This is a genomic window from Kitasatospora sp. NPDC127116 (assembly GCF_042677365.1).
Classification (GTDB): Bacteria; Actinomycetota; Actinomycetes; order Streptomycetales; family Streptomycetaceae; genus Kitasatospora; species Kitasatospora lactacystinica.
On record NZ_JBHXTL010000121.1, the window covers coordinates 14,944 to 29,910 of the forward strand.

A 14,967-nucleotide genomic window follows, 5' to 3' on the forward strand; every position below is an offset into this window, starting at 1 on the left:
CACCGCCTACTTCGCAGGTCATCCGTAGGGTTTGCTACAAAGGTTCGGCTAACCTTTGTTGCATCGCGCCCGACCGGAGGACCACTCGTCATGCCCCGCCCGATCCGAGTCGCGATCGTCGGAGCCGGCCCCGCCGGCATCTACGCCGCGGACGCCCTGCTGAAGTCCGACGCCGCCCAGGACCCCGGTGTCTCGATCGACCTGTTCGAGCGGATGCCCGCTCCGTTCGGCCTGATCCGCTACGGGGTCGCGCCCGACCACCCGCGCATCAAGGGCATCGTCACCGCCCTGAACCAGGTGCTCGACAAGCCCCAGGTCCGGCTGTTCGGCAACGTCGACTACCCGAACGACCTCGCCCTGGACGACCTGCACCGCTTCTACGACGCCGTGGTGTTCTCCACCGGCGCGACGGCCGACCGCGCCCTGGACATACCCGGCATCCACCTCGACGGATCCTACGGCGCGGCCGACTTCGTCTCCTGGTACGACGGCCACCCGGACGTGCCCCGGACCTGGCCGCTGGAGGCCGAGAAGGTCGCCGTCCTCGGCGTCGGCAACGTCGCCCTGGACGTCGCCCGGGTGCTCGCCAAGACCGCCGACGAACTGCTGCCCACCGAGATCCCGCCGAACGTGCACGAGGGCCTGAAGCGCAACCGGGCCGTCGAGGTGCACGTCTTCGGCCGCCGCGGCCCCGCCCAGGCCAAGTTCAGCCCGATGGAGCTGCGCGAGCTGGACCACTCCCCCACGATCGAGGTGATCGTCGCCCCCGAGGACATCGAGTACGACGAGGGCTCGATCGCCGAGCGCCGCTCGGTCAAGCACGTGGACCTGGTCGCCTCGACGCTGGAGAACTGGGCGATCCGCGACGTCGGCGACCGCCCGCACCGGGTGTACCTGCACTTCTTCGAGTCCCCGGTGGAGGTGCTCGGCGAGGACGGCCGGGTGGTCGGCCTGCGCACCGAGCGCACCGAGCTGGACGGCACCGGCAATGTGCGCGGCACCGGCGGCTTCACCGACTGGGACGTGCAGTCGGTCTACCGCGCGGTCGGCTACTACTCCGACGAGCTGCCCAAGCTGCCCTTCGACCCGGCCTCGGGCACCGTTCCGCACCAGGCCGGACGGGTCCTGGACGGCGACGGCTCGCACCGCACCGCCACGTACGTCACCGGCTGGATCAAGCGCGGCCCGGTCGGCCTGATCGGCCACACCAAGGGCGACGCCAACGAGACCGTCGCCTGCCTGCTGGACGACCACGCCGCCGACCGCCTGCCCGGCGCCGTCGAGCCGGACCCGGCGGCCGTCGAGCAGCACCTGCGCGCCCAGGGCGTCCGCTTCACCACCTGGGAGGGCTGGAAGCTGCTGGACGCCCACGAGCGCGCGCTCGGCGAGGCCGAGCAGCGCGAGCGGGTCAAGGTCGTCGAGCGCGAGGACATGCTCCGCCACAGCGGGGCCTGAGCCCCCGCAGGAGTCCGGGCCCGGACGTCCGAGGGCCCGGGCGGCGCCCTACGGGATCCCGGACGTGTCGGTGATTCGAGGTCCTGATCATTTCGCCCCGCCGAGCCGGTGCTCGGCGGGGCGGTCCGGAGGTACAAGGGCCGCCGGGGACGGCTCACAGACCTGGCACGTGGTAGCCGTTGAGGCGCCAGAGCGCGGCGCTGTACCAGAGCAGGGCGATCAGGACGAGCAGGGCGCCGCCTGCCGTGGGCAGGGCCCAGCCGGGAAGCCGGCGGTGGCGGACCACGATGACCTTGGCGACGAACGCGCCGTAGAGGAAGCATCCGGCGAACGAGTGCAGGGCGATCCGACTGTCCGTCAGCTGCACGCCGTAGGCCCCGAGGCAGTGGTAGGCGATCGGGAGGGACAGCAGGAACGCGGCCAGGCCGACCAGCCGGTGCCCGGTCCGGACCGACCGGGGGGCGGTGGGCAGGCCGGGCAGCCGGCCGTACATCCAGAGCGCCAGCGGGAGCTGGGCCAGCGCGAGGCCCAGCAGGGCGGTGCCGAGCTGGGCCTTGAGCTGGTTGGCGTCGTCGAACCGGCGGCCGAAGAGGCTGCTCGCGTAGTCGGGAGTGTGCGCCCGGCCGTACCAGAAGAGGCCGGCCGTCACGGCCACCGGCAGCGATGCCCACAGGAGGCCGGAGGCCCGCCGAGGGCGGGACGGCCGTTCGACGCCGTTCATCCGCTCAGCCGCCCTCGACCTTGTTGCCCGAGGTGTTGACCACGTACCACGTGGCGCCGAAGGCGCTGGACTCCTCGCCGTTGGTGTCGCCCTGCGCCGTGTCGCCCTCGAAGAAGTAGAGCGGGTGGCCGTTGTAGACGATCTGGGTCGTGCCGTCCTTGCGGGTGCTCGTGGAGAGCTTGGCCTGGTCGACGCCGTTGGCGGCGGTGGGGGTGCCGGTGGTCAGGGCGGGGGGCCAGGCGGTGGCGCAGGCGTCGTAGCAGGTCGAGGTGGGCGAGGTGTCCGCCTCGAACAGGTAGAGCGTCTTGCCTCGGGCGTCGACCAGGATGTTCTGGTACTTGCCGACGGTGGTTGCCGAGACCGTGGCGGCCGCACCGCCGGCTCCGGCGGAGGGGCTCGGGCTCGCGCTCCCCGTCGGGGTCGCTTCGGCGGACTGACTGCCGGAGGGGCTCGCCGCGGAGGTCGCCGCGGAGGTCGGGCTTGCCGCAGGTGTCGACTTCTTGCTGCTGGAGCAGCCGCCGCACACCACGGTGACCAGGGCGACGACGGCGGCCGTGGCGGTCACCGTACGGGAAATTCTCATGGGCTTCTCTCCGGCCGGGGTGGGAACTGGTGCCACCACTTCAGCGCGAACAGGCTCGGCCGCTTCACCAGGCACGCCAGCAGGCGGGCCAGGCGAGGCGACCGTTAACGCTGATGGCCGACGGCAGCGGCCGTGGCCCGGTCCGCGCGCCCGTCAGGGACGGACGATCGGCAGCAGCAGCTCGTCCACGATCTCCGCCGGATCGAGCCGCACCGCGTCCCCGCCGCACATCTTGATCCGGTACAGCATCAGCGCCGGCACCAGGTCGGTGACCAGCGGGGTGACCGCCCCGGGCCGGACCTCGCCGCGGGTGGTGCCGCGGTCCAGCACCTCGGCGATCAGCGCGGTCGTCGGCTGGACGACCCGCTCCAGCACGATCTCCAGGAAGGCGTGCGCCCGCTGGTGGTCGAGCTCGCTCATGACGGCCCGCACGGCGGCGCCGATCTCGCTGACCATCGCGGCGCGCAGCCTGGTGACCACCTCCAGCAGGTCCCCGCGCAGGCTGCCGGTGTCGGGGGCCGGGCCGGACGGCGGCAGGCTGGCCCGCAGCGCGTCCTTGACCAGCTCCTCCTTGGAGGACCAGCGGCGGTAGAGCGCGGCCTTGCCGGTCTGCGCGGCGGCGGCCACCCCCTCCATGGTCAGCCGGGCGTAGCCGTCGGTGGTGAGCTGCTGGAGGACCGCCTCGTAGATGGCGCTCTCCAGCGCCTCGCCGCGCCGCCGCAGCGGGGCGCCCGTCACCGGCCCGTGCCCGGTGTCCGTCTCAGCGGTCATGGTTGCGCACCTTCTTCAGTCGCCTTTCCTCGGTCCCGTCGCTCCACGCGTTCGGCCGCCGTTCCCGGGAAGGTCCCGGGCCGGCCGCGCGAACGGTGAAGCACTTCCCCTGTCGCGGAGATCACCTGGACCCCACTGTCGATGTTAGTGAACGAACCCGTTCCCGGCGTCGCCCCCGGCCGCACGATCCGTTCTGGTGTTCGAGTTGCGATGGGTTTCCCCCTCGATACGCTTCGAGAAGAGGCTCCCCGAGCCCGGACCCGCGCCGCCCCCGGCGCACCCCTTCCGCACGACAGGACCGGGACAGGACCGTGGCCCCATGCGGCTGGGGCGGGACCGGCGGTGGCATGGAGGAGCAGGTCGAAGTGGACCCGCCTGCGGAACCCCGTGGAGGACCCCATGACCGAAAGAACGGCCGGCATGGCGCTGGCAGCCGCCGGCGCCGCCGCGGTCTTCGCCGTGGTGAGCATCGTCGCCGCCGCCAGGGCGTGCAGGTGCCGGATCTCCGGCGCCGAGAGCGCCCCCGGAGCGGAACGGCCCCACGGCCCCAGCTCCGGCACGACCGGCACCAGCCACGGTCGCTGCACACCCCCGAACGTCTGTTGACCCCCTCTTCCCCGTATCCCCTATTCCTGGAATTCCCGTCCCGCCCCCGGCCGTCACCCGTCGCGCCGGGGGCCCTTCCACGTGCCGGGCGCCCGCACCGCGGGTGCACACGGCGCCCTCGCCGCACCCACCGCACCGGACCGCTGCGGACGGGCCGCTCGCCGGTCACCGGCCCGCGGGCCGGCGCGGGAGCACCGCGTGCACCCGGGTACCGCGCCGCAGGGCGTCCACGGTGCAGCTGCCGCCGATCTCCGCGGCCCGCTCGGACATCGACTGCAGTCCCACTCCCGGGTGCACGGGAAGCCCGTGGCCCGGGCCCTGCCCGTCGTCCTCGACGTCGAGCACCAGCCGCCCGGGCTCCGCCCGGACGGACACCGTGGCGCTGGCCGCCTGCGCGTGGCGCAGCACGTTGTTGAGCGCCTCCGCGGTGATCCGGTAGACCGCGACCTCGACGGCGGCGGGCAGCGCCGGCAGCGGGTCGGGCTCGAGCCTGGTGGTGACGGCGAGGTCCGGGCCGCTGAAGGTCTCGGCGAGGCGGCTCAGCGCCAGGGACAGGCCGTAGTCGCCCAGCGCGGTGGGCCCGAGCCGGTCGGTGATCCGCCGGACCTCCCGGACCGCCGAGGCGAGGTCGTCCGCGACCCGGTCCAGCACGCTGGAGAAGAGCGCCGGGTCGTCCACCGCGGCGGCGGCCTGCAGACGCAGCCGCAGGCCGGCCAGCATCGGGCCGAGGCCGTCGTGGATGTCCCGGCGCAGCTGGCGGCGCTCCTCCTCGCGGGCCGCGACGATCCGCTCGCGGCTGGCCCGCAGGTCCTCCATCAGCTGGAGCGAGGCGACGGCCGGCGCGGCCTGGTCCGCGAGCGAGCGCAGGATGTCGCGGTCGCTGTCGTCGAGCACCCGCTGGCCCTGCCGCGGGGCGACGGTGAGCCGGCCGATCTGGTCCCCCCGGTGCACCAGCGGGAAGCCCTCGCCACTGCCGGAGAGCTCCCCGACGGCGGCCAGCGGCCGTTCGCCGCTGCGCGTGGAGACGGTCAACTCCACGCCGGGCAGCCGCAGTTCGTCGCTGACGGTACGGCACAGCACGGCCGGCACCTCCTGCGGGTCGACGGTCTGGCTGACCCTCCCGGCGAGACTGCGCAGCACCTGGTACGGCTGCGCGCGCGAGCCGTAGTACCAGCGGTCGACGAGGCCGGAGGCCCCGCGCACGCCCCGGGGCAGGCCGATCGCGAGTAGGAAGACCGCGGCGACCACCACCAGGGCCCCGAGGCCGCGGCCGGGCATCAGCATGGTGGAGAGCAGACAGGCCACCACCACGAACACCATCGCCAGCCCGGCGGCCACCAGCAGGCCGACCAGGACCCGCCGGGCCGCCCGGTCGAGCCGCCAGGAGCCGTCCCGGACCACGACGGCGGCCAGGGTGATCGTCCACAGTGCCGACGTGACGGCGAACGCGATGTACGAGGGCGTGCTCTGGTCGAAGAAGTAGCCGAGTTCGGCTCCGCCCCACAGCAGGTACACGCCGAGGGCGATCAGGACGTTCTGCCGGCGACGCCGCGACACCCCGCGGATGCGGGCGAGCGGGACGAGCACCACCAGGACGGTCAGCACGACGTACACCACGAGCTGGGCGTCGAGCAGCCGGTCGTCGAGCGCCCCCAGCCAGTTCGCGAAGGCGCTGCCGGCGAACGGGTTGGGCCGGCCGAACACGGTGGCGTCGGAGAAGGAGTAGCCGGCCGGGGCCAGCCTCCACAGGCCCACGGCGGCGATCGCGAACCACCACCACCTGCTCGGCAGCGTCCCGTTCGGCAACCACAGCGGCAGCGCGTGCCACAGGGTGGCACTGACCGCGTAGCCCACCGACACCAGGACCACCACGGCCCCGACCACGTGGGGGCCGCCCCCCTCCACCCACAGCGGGGTCTGCGCGGCGAGCGGGACGATCAGCGTCGCCCCGTACACGAGCAGCACCCAGCCGAGCTGGTTCCCGGGCCGGTGGGCGTGCAGCAGCACCCCGCCGGCGACGGACGCCAGGCCGTAGCCGAGAACCGGTAGGAGACGGGCGGGTGTGGAGATCCCGGGCGTTCCGAGGTGGCTCACCACGTACCCGGCCCACAGGCCGCCGGCCACCAGGCAGACGAGCGCGCACAGCCCGGCCGCGGACAGCTGCCGCTCCGCCGGACCGGACCGTGGCCGCCACCAGGCTCTGTGTGTGCTGTCCGCAGCCATGTCCGCCCTCTCGTCGCCGGGCACCTCCGGATCTCTGCAGTCTGCGCCACCTGTTGTCCCGGGCGCATGAGGCAGCGGCCCCGCAGGCCCCGTGGCGGCCCCGCAGGCGCGGGGCCGGGCCCCGGGCGCGGGGCCCCGCCCCGGGCCGGTCAGACGGGCGGGTTGGGGCGGGTCAGACCGCGGTCGTAGGCGAAGATCACGGCCTGGACGCGGTCCCGGGCACCGATCTTCGACAGCACCCGGCTGACGTGCGTCTTGACGGTCGACTCGGCCAGCACCAGGCGCTGGGCGATCTCGTTGTTGGACCAGCCGTGGGCGATGGCGACCAGGATCTCGCGCTCGCGATCGGTCAGGGCGTCCAGCCGCGGATCCGCGACGGGCTCGGCGCCGGGCGGGCGGACCGGCAGGCGGTGGGCGTAGGCGTCGAGCAGCCGCCGGGTGATCGCGGGGGCGACCACGGCGTCGCCCCCGGAGACGGCGCGGATGCCGGCCAGCAGTTCCTCCGGACGGGCGTCCTTGAGCAGGAAGCCGCTGGCACCGGCGCGCAGCGCGGCGTGCGCGTACTCGTCGAGGTCGAAGGTGGTCAGCACCAGGATGCGGGAGCGCCCGCCGGTCGCGACGATGCGGCGGGTGGCCTCGATCCCGTCCATGCCGGGCATCCGGATGTCCATCAGGACGACGTCGGGGCGCAGGTCGGCGGCCAGCCGGACGGCCTCGCCGCCGTGGGCCGCCTCGCCGACCACCTCGGTGTCGGGCTGGCTCTCCAGCAGCATCCGGAAGCCGTAACGCTGCAAGGGCTGGTCGTCCACGATGAGGACGGTGGTCACGTCGGGCCGCCTGTCGGGTCGGGGGTGAGGTCCGGGCCGGCTCCGGGGCCCGGGCCCGCTCCGGGGCCGGGGTCCGCGGTGGGGCCCGCGCCGGTCGGGTCCGCGCCGGAGGTGGGGTCCGGCCCGGGGGTGAGGTCCAGAACGGCCTCCACGGTCCATCCTGCACCGGGGACGGGACCAGCCGTGACGGTGCCGCCGTACAGGGCCGCGCGTTCGCGCATCCCGGCCAGGCCGTGGCCGTACCCGTCCGTGCGACCGTGCCAGCGGGGGCCGCCGGGCCGGCCGGTGTCCTCGACGCGGATCCGCAGCCGCTCGGCGTCGACGGTCAGCGTCACATGGGCGCGGGTCTCGGGCCCCGCGTGCTTGAGGGCGTTGGTGAGCGCCTCCTGGACGATGCGGTAGGCCATCAGCTGGACCCCGCGGTCCGGTCGGTCCAGGGCGCCGGCGGCCGTGTACACCACCTGAGGGCCGGCGGCGCGGATCCGGGCGCACAGCCCGTCGAGGTCGGCGATGCCGGGCTGCGGCGTGTACTCGGCGGCCTGGTCTCCCTGGTCGCGCAGCACGCCGAGCATCCGCCGCAGTTCGCCGAGCGCCTGCCGGCTGGTGTCCCCGATCAGCAGCAGGGCCTCCCTGCCGCGTTCGGGGTTGGCCTGCGCCGCGTACGCGCCGCCGTCGGCCAGCGTGACGATGACGGACAGGTTGTGGCCGACGATGTCGTGCATCTCCCGGGCCACCCGGGCACGTTCGGTCGCGGTGGCCAGCCGGCTGCGCTGGTCGCGCTCGATCTCCAGCCGCGCGGCCCGCTCCCGCAGCCCGGCGAGCTGGGCGCGCCGCACGCGCACCGCGATGCCCAGGGCCACGGCCGCCGTCGCGGCGCTGAACAGGAAGAACAGGGCGTCGCCGACCGGCAGCCCAGCACCGGAGACGGCCACCGCGACCAGCGCGACGGCCACCGCCATGGCCGCACAGGACCACGCCAGGTGCCGCAGCCGGCCGTGCAGCGCCAGGCTGTAGAGGGCGACCAGCAGGGCGGCGTCGGCGCGCAGACCGACGTCCAGCGACCACTGCAGGACGAAGACGGCCATGATCGTGGCGAAGGCCGCCGTGGGCCGTCGGCGGCGCCACAGCAGCGGCAGCACCAGGCCGGCCTGCAGGGCCAGGGTCTGCGGCAGCGGCAGCCGGGCGAGCACGATCCGGTGCTCGCGCCCGCCGGCCTCGACGTGACCGGGAAAGAGGTCGGGCAGGCAGAACAGCAGGAAGGCGAGGGCCACCACCGCGGCGTCCAGCGCCCAGGGGCGGTCGCGGTCCCCCTGTCGAAGCCGCTGGCCGATTCGGGCCAGGCGGGCGAACAGCGGGTGGCCGGACAGGACGTCGGCGGCCCCCGCGTCGGTGGCCCGGGGGTCACCGGCTCGGGGGTCGGAGGCCCGGGGGTCGTCGGCCCGGACACCTCCGGCCGCGAACGGGCTCGTGGTGGTGGCGTGCTCGCTCACCGGTGGCACCTCCCTGGTCGGCCGGGCTGTCGAGGTCGTGGGTGCGGCGCCGGTTGGTCCCGGCGCCGCGATGGATCGTCTCCGCTCCGAGTCTCTCAGGCGTCGGTGCGCACCAGCCGCACGGCCGCCGCGCCGAGGGCGAGGACCATCCAGCCGAGGAAGACGGCCAGCCCCACCGTCGGCGAGAGCGTGGTCGAGTCGTGGTGCAGGGCGAACATCGCCTCGCCCGCGTGGCTGGGCAGGTAGGGGCTGAGGTGGCTCTGCCAGGCGCTGGGCAGCAGCGAGGTCAGCCCGGGGACCAGCATCAGCGTGGCCACCAGCACCGCGATGCCGCCGGCCACCGAGCGCAGCAGCGCGCCGAGCGCGACGCCGATCACACCGACCAGCGCGAGGTAGAGCCCGGCGCCCAGCAGGCCGCGGACCACCCCGGCGTCGGAGAGGGTCATCGCCACCCGGGTGCCGGAGAGGACGCCGCTGTCGGCGACGAAGACCGCGAACACCCCGACGGTGCCGAGCACCAGCGCGATCAGCCCGTACACGGCGGCCTTGGACCAGAGCACCGGCAGTCGGCGCGGCACGGCGGCCAGGGTCGAGCGGATCATGCCGGTCGAGTACTCCCCGGCGGCGACCAGCACACCGAGGACGCCGAGGGCCAGCTGGGCGAAGTTGGTGCCGAACAGGGAGAGGCTCAGTGTGCTCGCGCTCGCGAAGTCCCGGTCCATCGGACGGCCGGAGGTCATCCGTGACTTGAACTGGTAGGCGGCGATCAGGCCGAAGCCGACCAGGAAGAGCAGGGCCAGCCCGAGGGTGATCCAGGTGGAGCGCAGCGACCACAGCTTCGCCCACTCGGAACGCAGCACCCGCACCGCCGTCACCCGGTACGCGGGGTGTGTGGGCCGCAGGTCGCCGGAGGCGGGCATCGGGCTCGGTGCGATGGTGGTCATGCCGCACTCCTCGGGGTCTCGCCGGCGGGGGCGCCGGCGGCGGTGGTGGTCGTGCCGTGGTACTCGACGGCGTCGCGGGTCAGGTCCATGAACGCCTCCTCCAGGGAGACCGTCCGCGGGGTGAGTTCGAACAGGGCGATGCCCCGCTCGGCGGCGGCCAGGCCGATCTCGCGGGCCGTGCGTCCGCTGACCAGCAGTTCCTCCGAGCCCGCCCGGCCGGTGACCTCCACACCGGGGCCGGCCAGCGCGGTGCGCAGCAGGGCCGGGTCGGCGCTGACCACCTTGACCACGTCGCCGCCGGCCTGGCGGACCAGGTCCTGCACGGTCGTGTCGGCCAGCAGCCGGCCCCGGCCGACGATGATCAGGTGGTCGGCGACCAGGGCCATCTCGCTCATCAGGTGCGAGGAGACGAAGACGGTGCGGCCCTCGGCGGCGAGCGAGGTGAGCAGGTTGCGGATCCACAGCACGCCCTCGGGGTCGAGGCCGTTGACCGGTTCGTCCAGCATCACCGTGGCCGGGTCGCCCAGCAGGGCCGAGGCGATCCCGAGCCGCTGGCCCATGCCGAGCGAGAACGCCCCGGCGCGCTTGCGGGCCACCGACGACAGCCCGGTCAGCCCGATGACCTCCTCGACCCGTCGGCGCGGGATGCCGTGGGTGTGGGCCTGAGCCATCAGGTGGTGGAAGGCCGAGCGGCCCGGGTGGATCGACTTGGCCTCCAGCAGCGCGCCGACCTCCTGGAGCGGCGCCGCATGCTCGGCGTAGCGGCGGCCGTTGACCCTCACCGAACCGCTGGTCGGGGCGTCCAGCCCGACGATCATCCGCATCGTGGTGGACTTGCCCGCGCCGTTCGGCCCGAGGAAGCCCGTCACCGTCCCCGGCCGGACCGTGAAGTCCAGCTGGTCCACGGCCGTCTTCTCCCCGTACCGCTTCGTCAGCCGGTGCGCCTCGATCATCGCTCACCTCTGTGCTCCGGGGCCGGTCCGTCCGGCCGCCCTCGTGCACCACGCTACGTGCGGAGTCGGCTCCGATCCGTGGTACCGGAGTCCGATCATCGGCGCGCCCGTAGTACCGCGGTACCACCCCGGCACCCCACCGCAGCAGCCGGTCAGCGGTGCTCCGCCAGCACCGCCCGAACCTCCGCCAACAGCGTCCGGTGGTCCCCGCCGTACGTCGCCACCGCCGCGAACACCGCGTCGACCGCGGCCCGCAGCGGGTCCGGCCCGGCCGCGCCGAGCAGGGCGGGCAGCGCCAGGTGCGGCTGCGACAGCGGCCGGTCGGGGTCGAGCGGGCCGAGGCGGGCGGTGCGGGTGACGACCGGCGACGTCCTCGCGACCGACGGCGCCGCGACCAACGGCACCGCGACCGATGTCTCCGGGTGCTCCGGCCGATCCAGGGCCGTCACGGAGAAGAACGCCTGCCGCCGCACGGGCACGGACATCGGCCGCGGGGCGTTCGGGTCCGCGTGCGGCGGGCGGAAGGGCTCGCGCTCCGGCGCGACGGCCCGGCGGACCGTCCGGACGGGGACGCGCGGGTCGTCGGCCAGGGCCTGCCAGGGCCCGGCCGGGTCGTCGAAGGGCGGCGGCAGCGGGCGCCCCTCGTCCAGGGCGGTCAGCGCGGCGGCGACCCAGTCGAGCCCGGCGAGCCCGGCCGCCGTGCAGGCGCGCCGGGCCGCGAACCGCGCCACCGAGCGCTGGACCCGCGGGCCGGCGTCGTCCAGGGCGTGCAGCAGGGGTGCGTCGAACTCCAGCAGGCCCCGCACCTGGCCGGCCAGCTCGCGCAGGGCCTCGCTCGGCCGCCGTCCGCCCCACTCCCACGACTCGGCGGCGGCCCGGTTCTCCTGTTCCGCGCGTTCCCGGGCGCGGCGGGACCGGAGCTCCTCCGCGGCGCGTTCCTCGGGCGTGGGGGGCGGCGGCAGCCGCCGGGCGTAGTCGTGCCAGTACGCCGCTGTCCGCGAGGTCTGCCGCAGGACGCGGTCCGGCTCGGGCCGGGCGGGCCAGAACTGGAGCGCGTAGCGGTCCGCCCGCGGTTCACCGGACGCCCGGGTGTCCCGCCGGTGCCCCTCGTCGATGCCCCGGGCGCAGTAGCGCACCCGGTGATCGGTCTCCGCCAGGTCCAGCTCCCGGACGGTGCCGCCACCCCATTCCACCAGCAGGCACCGGTCCGTGGCCGGACGGAAGGAGGTCTCGACCACGTCCTCCCACTCGTGGTCCAGCGGCGGGGCCTGCTCGTGCACCTCGACGGTGAAGCCGACGGCACCGGTGTGCAGCCCGGTGGTCAGCCAGAGCAACCCGGGGACGGCCGCGCCGCAGAGCCCCGCACGCTGGCCCGCGAACGCCTTCGCCAGATCGGGCCCGGGGCCGTCGGGGTCGCTCTCCACGTAGATCTGTCCGTAGTGGACCCGGACCTCGCCGTCGACCGGCCTGCGCACCTTCACCACACCCTCCCCGGAAGCAGTACGGCCCGAGCGTAGGCGCGGCCACCGACAACGGGCCGCCGCTCGCTCCGGGAGGCGGCGGGCGCGGCGTCCGCCGATACTGGGGCCGCCCGGATTCTTCTGGAGGAACCATGGACTACGGTCTCGGCGTACGGCTCGACCGGCCGTTCGCGCAGGCGGTGGAGACGGTCACCGCCGCGCTCAAGGAGCAGGGCTTCGGCGTCCTGACCACCATCGACGTCCGGGCGACGCTGCGCGAGAAGATCGGCGCGGAGATCGAGGACTACCTGATCCTCGGCGCCTGCAACCCCGCCCTCGCCCACCGCGCCCTCCAGGCCGACCGCCGGATCGGGCTGCTGCTGCCCTGCAACGTGGTGGTCCGGGCGGACGGCGGGGCCACGGTGGTGGAGGCCGTCGACCCGCAGACCATGGTCACACTGGCCGGCCCGGGCGGCGGGCTGGGCGAGGTCGCCGAGGAGGCGGCGCGGCGGCTGAACGCCGCCCTGGACGCGCTGCGCGGATGAGGAGCAGACCATGACCGCACCCGTCGTCGCCGGATTCGACGGCTCCCCCGAGAGCCGCGCCGCCACCGAGTGGGCCGCCCGCGAGGCGCAGCGCCGCGGCTGCCCGCTCGATCTCCTGCAGGCCTGGCCGTGGCCGCACCACGACGTGGTCGGCAGCGAGGAGACCTACCGGCACGCGCTGGACCAACTCGCCCTCCGGGCCGATGAGTTGCGCCCGCTGGCCGGCGTCGGGCCGGTCACCTCGGCGATCGTCCCGACCGATCCGGCCGAGGCGCTGGAGGCGGCCGGGAACTCGGCCGGCCTGCTCGTCCTGGGCTCGCGCGGGCTGGGCGCGGTGCGCGGCTTCCTGGTCGGCTCGGTGAGCCATGAGGTGCTGCGCCGGGCGAGCTGTCCGGTGGTGCTGGTCCGGGCGGAGGCGGTCGAGTCGGACGGCCCGGTGCTGGTGGGCCTCGACCTGACCCGCCCGATGGACGACGTGCTGGCCTTCGCCTTCGACGCGGCCGCCCGGCGCCGGGCCCCGCTGCGGGTGGTGCACGTCTGGTCGCCGCCGGTCTCCAGCCAGTACACGGCGCTCCAGGCCGTCGGCGGGCTGGGCGAGCTCTCCTCCGTCGACCGGGACCGGTTCGCCGGGCAGCTGGCCCCCTGGCGGGAGCGCCACCCCGAGGTGTCGGTGACCGCCGATCTGATCCAGGGCAGCCGCTCCGTCGACCTGGTGGACGCGGCGGAGGGGGCCCGGCTGCTCGTGGTCGGCCGCCGCACCCGCCGCACCCTGTTCGGCGCCCACCTCGGCCCGGTGGCGCACGCCGCGATCCACCACGCGGTGTGCCCGGTCGCCCTCGTCCGGCACGCCTGAGTGGCGAGGGGGCGACGAGGGGGCCGCGGCGGAGCGGCGGCCGGCCCTACGCCGGGCCGTCGGCCGGCACGTGCGCGGCGTAGAGCCGCTGGAGCAGCCCGTTGAGGTGCCGGCGTTCGGCCGCGGTCAGGGCGCCGAGGAACCGCTCCTGCTCGGCGGCGGCCGCGGCCGCGATCGTCCCGACCAGGGCGCTCCCCCGGTCCGTCAGGGTGACGACGCGGCGGCGCCGGTCGGTGTCGTGCGGACGGCGTTCGACGAGCTGCCGGTCAGCCAGCTGGTCGAGGACCGGGACGAGGTTGCGGGCGTCCACGGCGACGAGTTCGGCCAGCCGCCGCTGGACCACCGGACCGTGCCGGTCGAGGGCGACCAGCACGGCGTACTGGCCCTGGGTCAGCCGGTGCTCGCCGAGGAAGGCCGCCCAGGAGCGGGCCGTGAGGGATCCCAGCCGCGCCAGCAGGAAGCCGGTGCCGCGCTCGAAGGCCGGTCGCTCCGGTGCGTCCGGCGCGCCAGGTGCGTCCGGTGCGTCCGGCCGGTCGTTGTCGCCGCTCATGGGGCCAGCCTAGTCAATGGACATGCCTCATGTCGTTTGATAGACATGAATCATGTCTATTGAGCTGCGCCACTCGACCGTGGCCGTCGGCGACCGCTCGCTCCACGTGGTGGAGTCCGGCCCCGCCGACGCCCGTCCCTTCCTGTTCCTGCACGGCTGGCCGGAGTCCTGGCGGACCTGGCTGGGGGTGATGGAGGCGGCCGGCGGCGAGGCCCGGACCATCGCCGTGGACCTGCCCGGGATCGGCGGCTCCACCGGGGCGGTCGAGGGCGGGTCGAAGCGCCGGCTGGCCGGGACGGTCCACGCACTGGTCCGGGAACTCGGTCTCACCGGCACCACCCTGGTGGGCCACGACGCCGGCGGGATGGCGGCCTACGCCTACCTGCGGAGGTTCACCGGCGTCGAGCGCGTCGTCGTGATGAACACCGTGATCCCCGGCGTCGACCCGTGGAACGAGGTGCTGCGCAACCCGTACATCTGGCACTTCGGCCTGCACGCGGTGCCCGACCTGCCGGAGACCCTCGTCCAGGGCCGGCAGGCGGCCTACTTCGACCACTTCTACGACGTGCTGTCGGCCGACCCCGCCCGGATCACCCCCGAATCCCGCGCGGCGCACGCCGCCGCCTACGCGAGCCCCGCCGCGCTCACCGCGGGATTCGATCTGTACCGCGCCTTCCCCCAGGACGCCCGGGACAACGCCGAGGCCGCCGCCGTCCCGGCCGGCACACCGCTGCTGTACGTCCGCGGCGACCGCGAGGGCGGCGACATCGAGGCCTACGCCCGGGGCTTCCGCGCCGCGGGCGTCCGCGAACTCGCCACCGCGGTGGTCGCCGACGCCGGGCACTTCGCCCAGGAGGAGCAGCCCGCCGCCGTCTGGGCCGTCCTGCGCGACTTCACCGCCGCACGGCCGACGGTCTGAGACCCGCCCCCGACGCGCGCGGGACGGCCCGGCCGGGAGCGGCCGGCAGTGGAGTATGTCACTGTTC

General features: G+C 74.8%; 15 protein-coding genes. 5 read left to right on the top strand and 10 right to left on the bottom strand.

Translation table 11 applies throughout. From position 1 onward, the window contains the following. Nucleotides 1-90 precede the first annotated feature (90 nt). A complete protein-coding gene (locus ACFVHV_RS34445) occupies nucleotides 91-1,455 on the top strand; it encodes an FAD-dependent oxidoreductase (RefSeq protein WP_380356595.1) in 1,365 nt (454 codons plus the stop codon). A 154-nt stretch (nucleotides 1,456-1,609) separates the two neighbouring features. On the opposite strand, the gene ACFVHV_RS34450 is transcribed toward ACFVHV_RS34445, so the two are convergent. The 3 genes from ACFVHV_RS34450 to ACFVHV_RS34460 all read right to left on the bottom strand — a co-directional run bounded on the left by ACFVHV_RS34450 (nucleotide 1,610) and on the right by ACFVHV_RS34460 (nucleotide 3,530). Then, a complete protein-coding gene (locus ACFVHV_RS34450; protein WP_380356598.1) occupies nucleotides 1,610-2,176 on the bottom strand; it encodes a DUF6529 family protein in 567 nt (188 codons plus the stop codon). Nucleotides 2,177-2,180: 4 nt separating this feature from the next. Beyond that, nucleotides 2,181-2,759, bottom strand: a complete 579-nt coding sequence (locus ACFVHV_RS34455; RefSeq protein WP_380356600.1) for a hypothetical protein — start codon at nucleotides 2,757-2,759, stop codon at nucleotides 2,181-2,183. A gap of 153 nt (nucleotides 2,760-2,912) precedes the next feature. Further along, nucleotides 2,913-3,530, bottom strand: a complete 618-nt coding sequence (locus tag ACFVHV_RS34460; RefSeq protein WP_359898430.1) for a TetR-like C-terminal domain-containing protein — start codon at nucleotides 3,528-3,530, stop codon at nucleotides 2,913-2,915. A 399-nt stretch (nucleotides 3,531-3,929) separates the two neighbouring features. On the opposite strand from ACFVHV_RS34460, the gene ACFVHV_RS34465 reads away from it, so the two are divergent. After that, nucleotides 3,930-4,136 carry a hypothetical protein gene (locus ACFVHV_RS34465; protein WP_359898429.1) on the top strand — a complete coding sequence of 69 codons (207 nt, stop codon included), beginning with the start codon at nucleotides 3,930-3,932 and terminating at the stop codon, nucleotides 4,134-4,136. A 165-nt stretch (nucleotides 4,137-4,301) separates the two neighbouring features. On the opposite strand, the gene ACFVHV_RS34470 is transcribed toward ACFVHV_RS34465, so the two are convergent. The 6 genes from ACFVHV_RS34470 to ACFVHV_RS34495 all read right to left on the bottom strand — a co-directional run bounded on the left by ACFVHV_RS34470 (nucleotide 4,302) and on the right by ACFVHV_RS34495 (nucleotide 12,054). After that, nucleotides 4,302-6,359: a histidine kinase gene (locus ACFVHV_RS34470; protein ID WP_359898428.1), complete on the bottom strand. Its 2,058-nt coding sequence runs from the start codon at nucleotides 6,357-6,359 to the stop codon at nucleotides 4,302-4,304. A 149-nt stretch (nucleotides 6,360-6,508) separates the two neighbouring features. Continuing rightward, nucleotides 6,509-7,186, bottom strand: coding sequence for a response regulator transcription factor (locus ACFVHV_RS34475; protein WP_359898427.1), 678 nt, complete (start codon nucleotides 7,184-7,186; stop codon nucleotides 6,509-6,511). Further along, nucleotides 7,183-8,553, bottom strand: coding sequence for a sensor histidine kinase (locus ACFVHV_RS34480; protein ID WP_380356620.1), 1,371 nt, complete (start codon nucleotides 8,551-8,553; stop codon nucleotides 7,183-7,185). Before ACFVHV_RS34480 ends, ACFVHV_RS34475 begins: the two co-directional genes overlap by 4 nt. A 218-nt stretch (nucleotides 8,554-8,771) precedes the next feature. Next, nucleotides 8,772-9,620 carry an ABC transporter permease gene (locus ACFVHV_RS34485; protein WP_380356605.1) on the bottom strand — a complete coding sequence of 283 codons (849 nt, stop codon included), beginning with the start codon at nucleotides 9,618-9,620 and terminating at the stop codon, nucleotides 8,772-8,774. Further along, the gene (locus ACFVHV_RS34490; RefSeq protein WP_380356608.1) at nucleotides 9,617-10,573 is read right to left on the bottom strand and encodes an ATP-binding cassette domain-containing protein; all 957 of its coding nucleotides are present in this window, start codon (nucleotides 10,571-10,573) and stop codon (nucleotides 9,617-9,619) included. Before ACFVHV_RS34490 ends, ACFVHV_RS34485 begins: the two co-directional genes overlap by 4 nt. 152 nt (nucleotides 10,574-10,725) lie before the next feature. Further along, nucleotides 10,726-12,054: a hypothetical protein gene (locus tag ACFVHV_RS34495; protein ID WP_380356611.1), complete on the bottom strand. Its 1,329-nt coding sequence runs from the start codon at nucleotides 12,052-12,054 to the stop codon at nucleotides 10,726-10,728. A 131-nt stretch (nucleotides 12,055-12,185) separates the two neighbouring features. Here ACFVHV_RS34495 and ACFVHV_RS34500 point away from each other — a divergent pair, with 131 nt between their 5' ends. Beyond that, nucleotides 12,186-12,578 carry a DUF302 domain-containing protein gene (locus ACFVHV_RS34500; protein ID WP_380356612.1) on the top strand — a complete coding sequence of 131 codons (393 nt, stop codon included), beginning with the start codon at nucleotides 12,186-12,188 and terminating at the stop codon, nucleotides 12,576-12,578. A gap of 10 nt (nucleotides 12,579-12,588) precedes the next feature. After that, on the top strand, nucleotides 12,589-13,431 hold the full coding sequence (locus ACFVHV_RS34505) for a universal stress protein (protein WP_380356615.1): 843 nt from the start codon (nucleotides 12,589-12,591) through the stop codon (nucleotides 13,429-13,431). A gap of 46 nt (nucleotides 13,432-13,477) precedes the next feature. Here ACFVHV_RS34505 and ACFVHV_RS34510 read toward each other — a convergent pair whose 3' ends face one another. After that, the gene (locus ACFVHV_RS34510; RefSeq protein ID WP_380356617.1) at nucleotides 13,478-13,981 is read right to left on the bottom strand and encodes a MarR family winged helix-turn-helix transcriptional regulator; all 504 of its coding nucleotides are present in this window, start codon (nucleotides 13,979-13,981) and stop codon (nucleotides 13,478-13,480) included. Nucleotides 13,982-14,033: 52 nt separating this feature from the next. Between ACFVHV_RS34510 and ACFVHV_RS34515 the strand changes: the two genes are divergently transcribed. After that, nucleotides 14,034-14,900: an alpha/beta hydrolase gene (locus tag ACFVHV_RS34515; RefSeq protein ID WP_359898421.1), complete on the top strand. Its 867-nt coding sequence runs from the start codon at nucleotides 14,034-14,036 to the stop codon at nucleotides 14,898-14,900. Nucleotides 14,901-14,967 lie beyond the last annotated feature (67 nt).

Coding starts and splice junctions, on each gene's coding strand:
- ACFVHV_RS34445 (WP_380356595.1), top strand. CDS start 91: ATGCCCCGCCCGATCCGAGTCGCGATCGTCGGAGCCGGCCCCGCCGGC.
- ACFVHV_RS34450 (WP_380356598.1), bottom strand. CDS start 2,176: ATGAACGGCGTCGAACGGCCGTCCCGCCCTCGGCGGGCCTCCGGCCTC.
- ACFVHV_RS34455 (WP_380356600.1), bottom strand. CDS start 2,759: ATGAGAATTTCCCGTACGGTGACCGCCACGGCCGCCGTCGTCGCCCTG.
- ACFVHV_RS34460 (WP_359898430.1), bottom strand. CDS start 3,530: ATGACCGCTGAGACGGACACCGGGCACGGGCCGGTGACGGGCGCCCCG.
- ACFVHV_RS34465 (WP_359898429.1), top strand. CDS start 3,930: ATGACCGAAAGAACGGCCGGCATGGCGCTGGCAGCCGCCGGCGCCGCC.
- ACFVHV_RS34470 (WP_359898428.1), bottom strand. CDS start 6,359: ATGGCTGCGGACAGCACACACAGAGCCTGGTGGCGGCCACGGTCCGGT.
- ACFVHV_RS34485 (WP_380356605.1), bottom strand. CDS start 9,620: ATGACCACCATCGCACCGAGCCCGATGCCCGCCTCCGGCGACCTGCGG.
- ACFVHV_RS34490 (WP_380356608.1), bottom strand. CDS start 10,573: ATGATCGAGGCGCACCGGCTGACGAAGCGGTACGGGGAGAAGACGGCC.
- ACFVHV_RS34500 (WP_380356612.1), top strand. CDS start 12,186: ATGGACTACGGTCTCGGCGTACGGCTCGACCGGCCGTTCGCGCAGGCG.
- ACFVHV_RS34505 (WP_380356615.1), top strand. CDS start 12,589: ATGACCGCACCCGTCGTCGCCGGATTCGACGGCTCCCCCGAGAGCCGC.
- ACFVHV_RS34510 (WP_380356617.1), bottom strand. CDS start 13,981: ATGAGCGGCGACAACGACCGGCCGGACGCACCGGACGCACCTGGCGCG.
- ACFVHV_RS34515 (WP_359898421.1), top strand. CDS start 14,034: ATGTCTATTGAGCTGCGCCACTCGACCGTGGCCGTCGGCGACCGCTCG.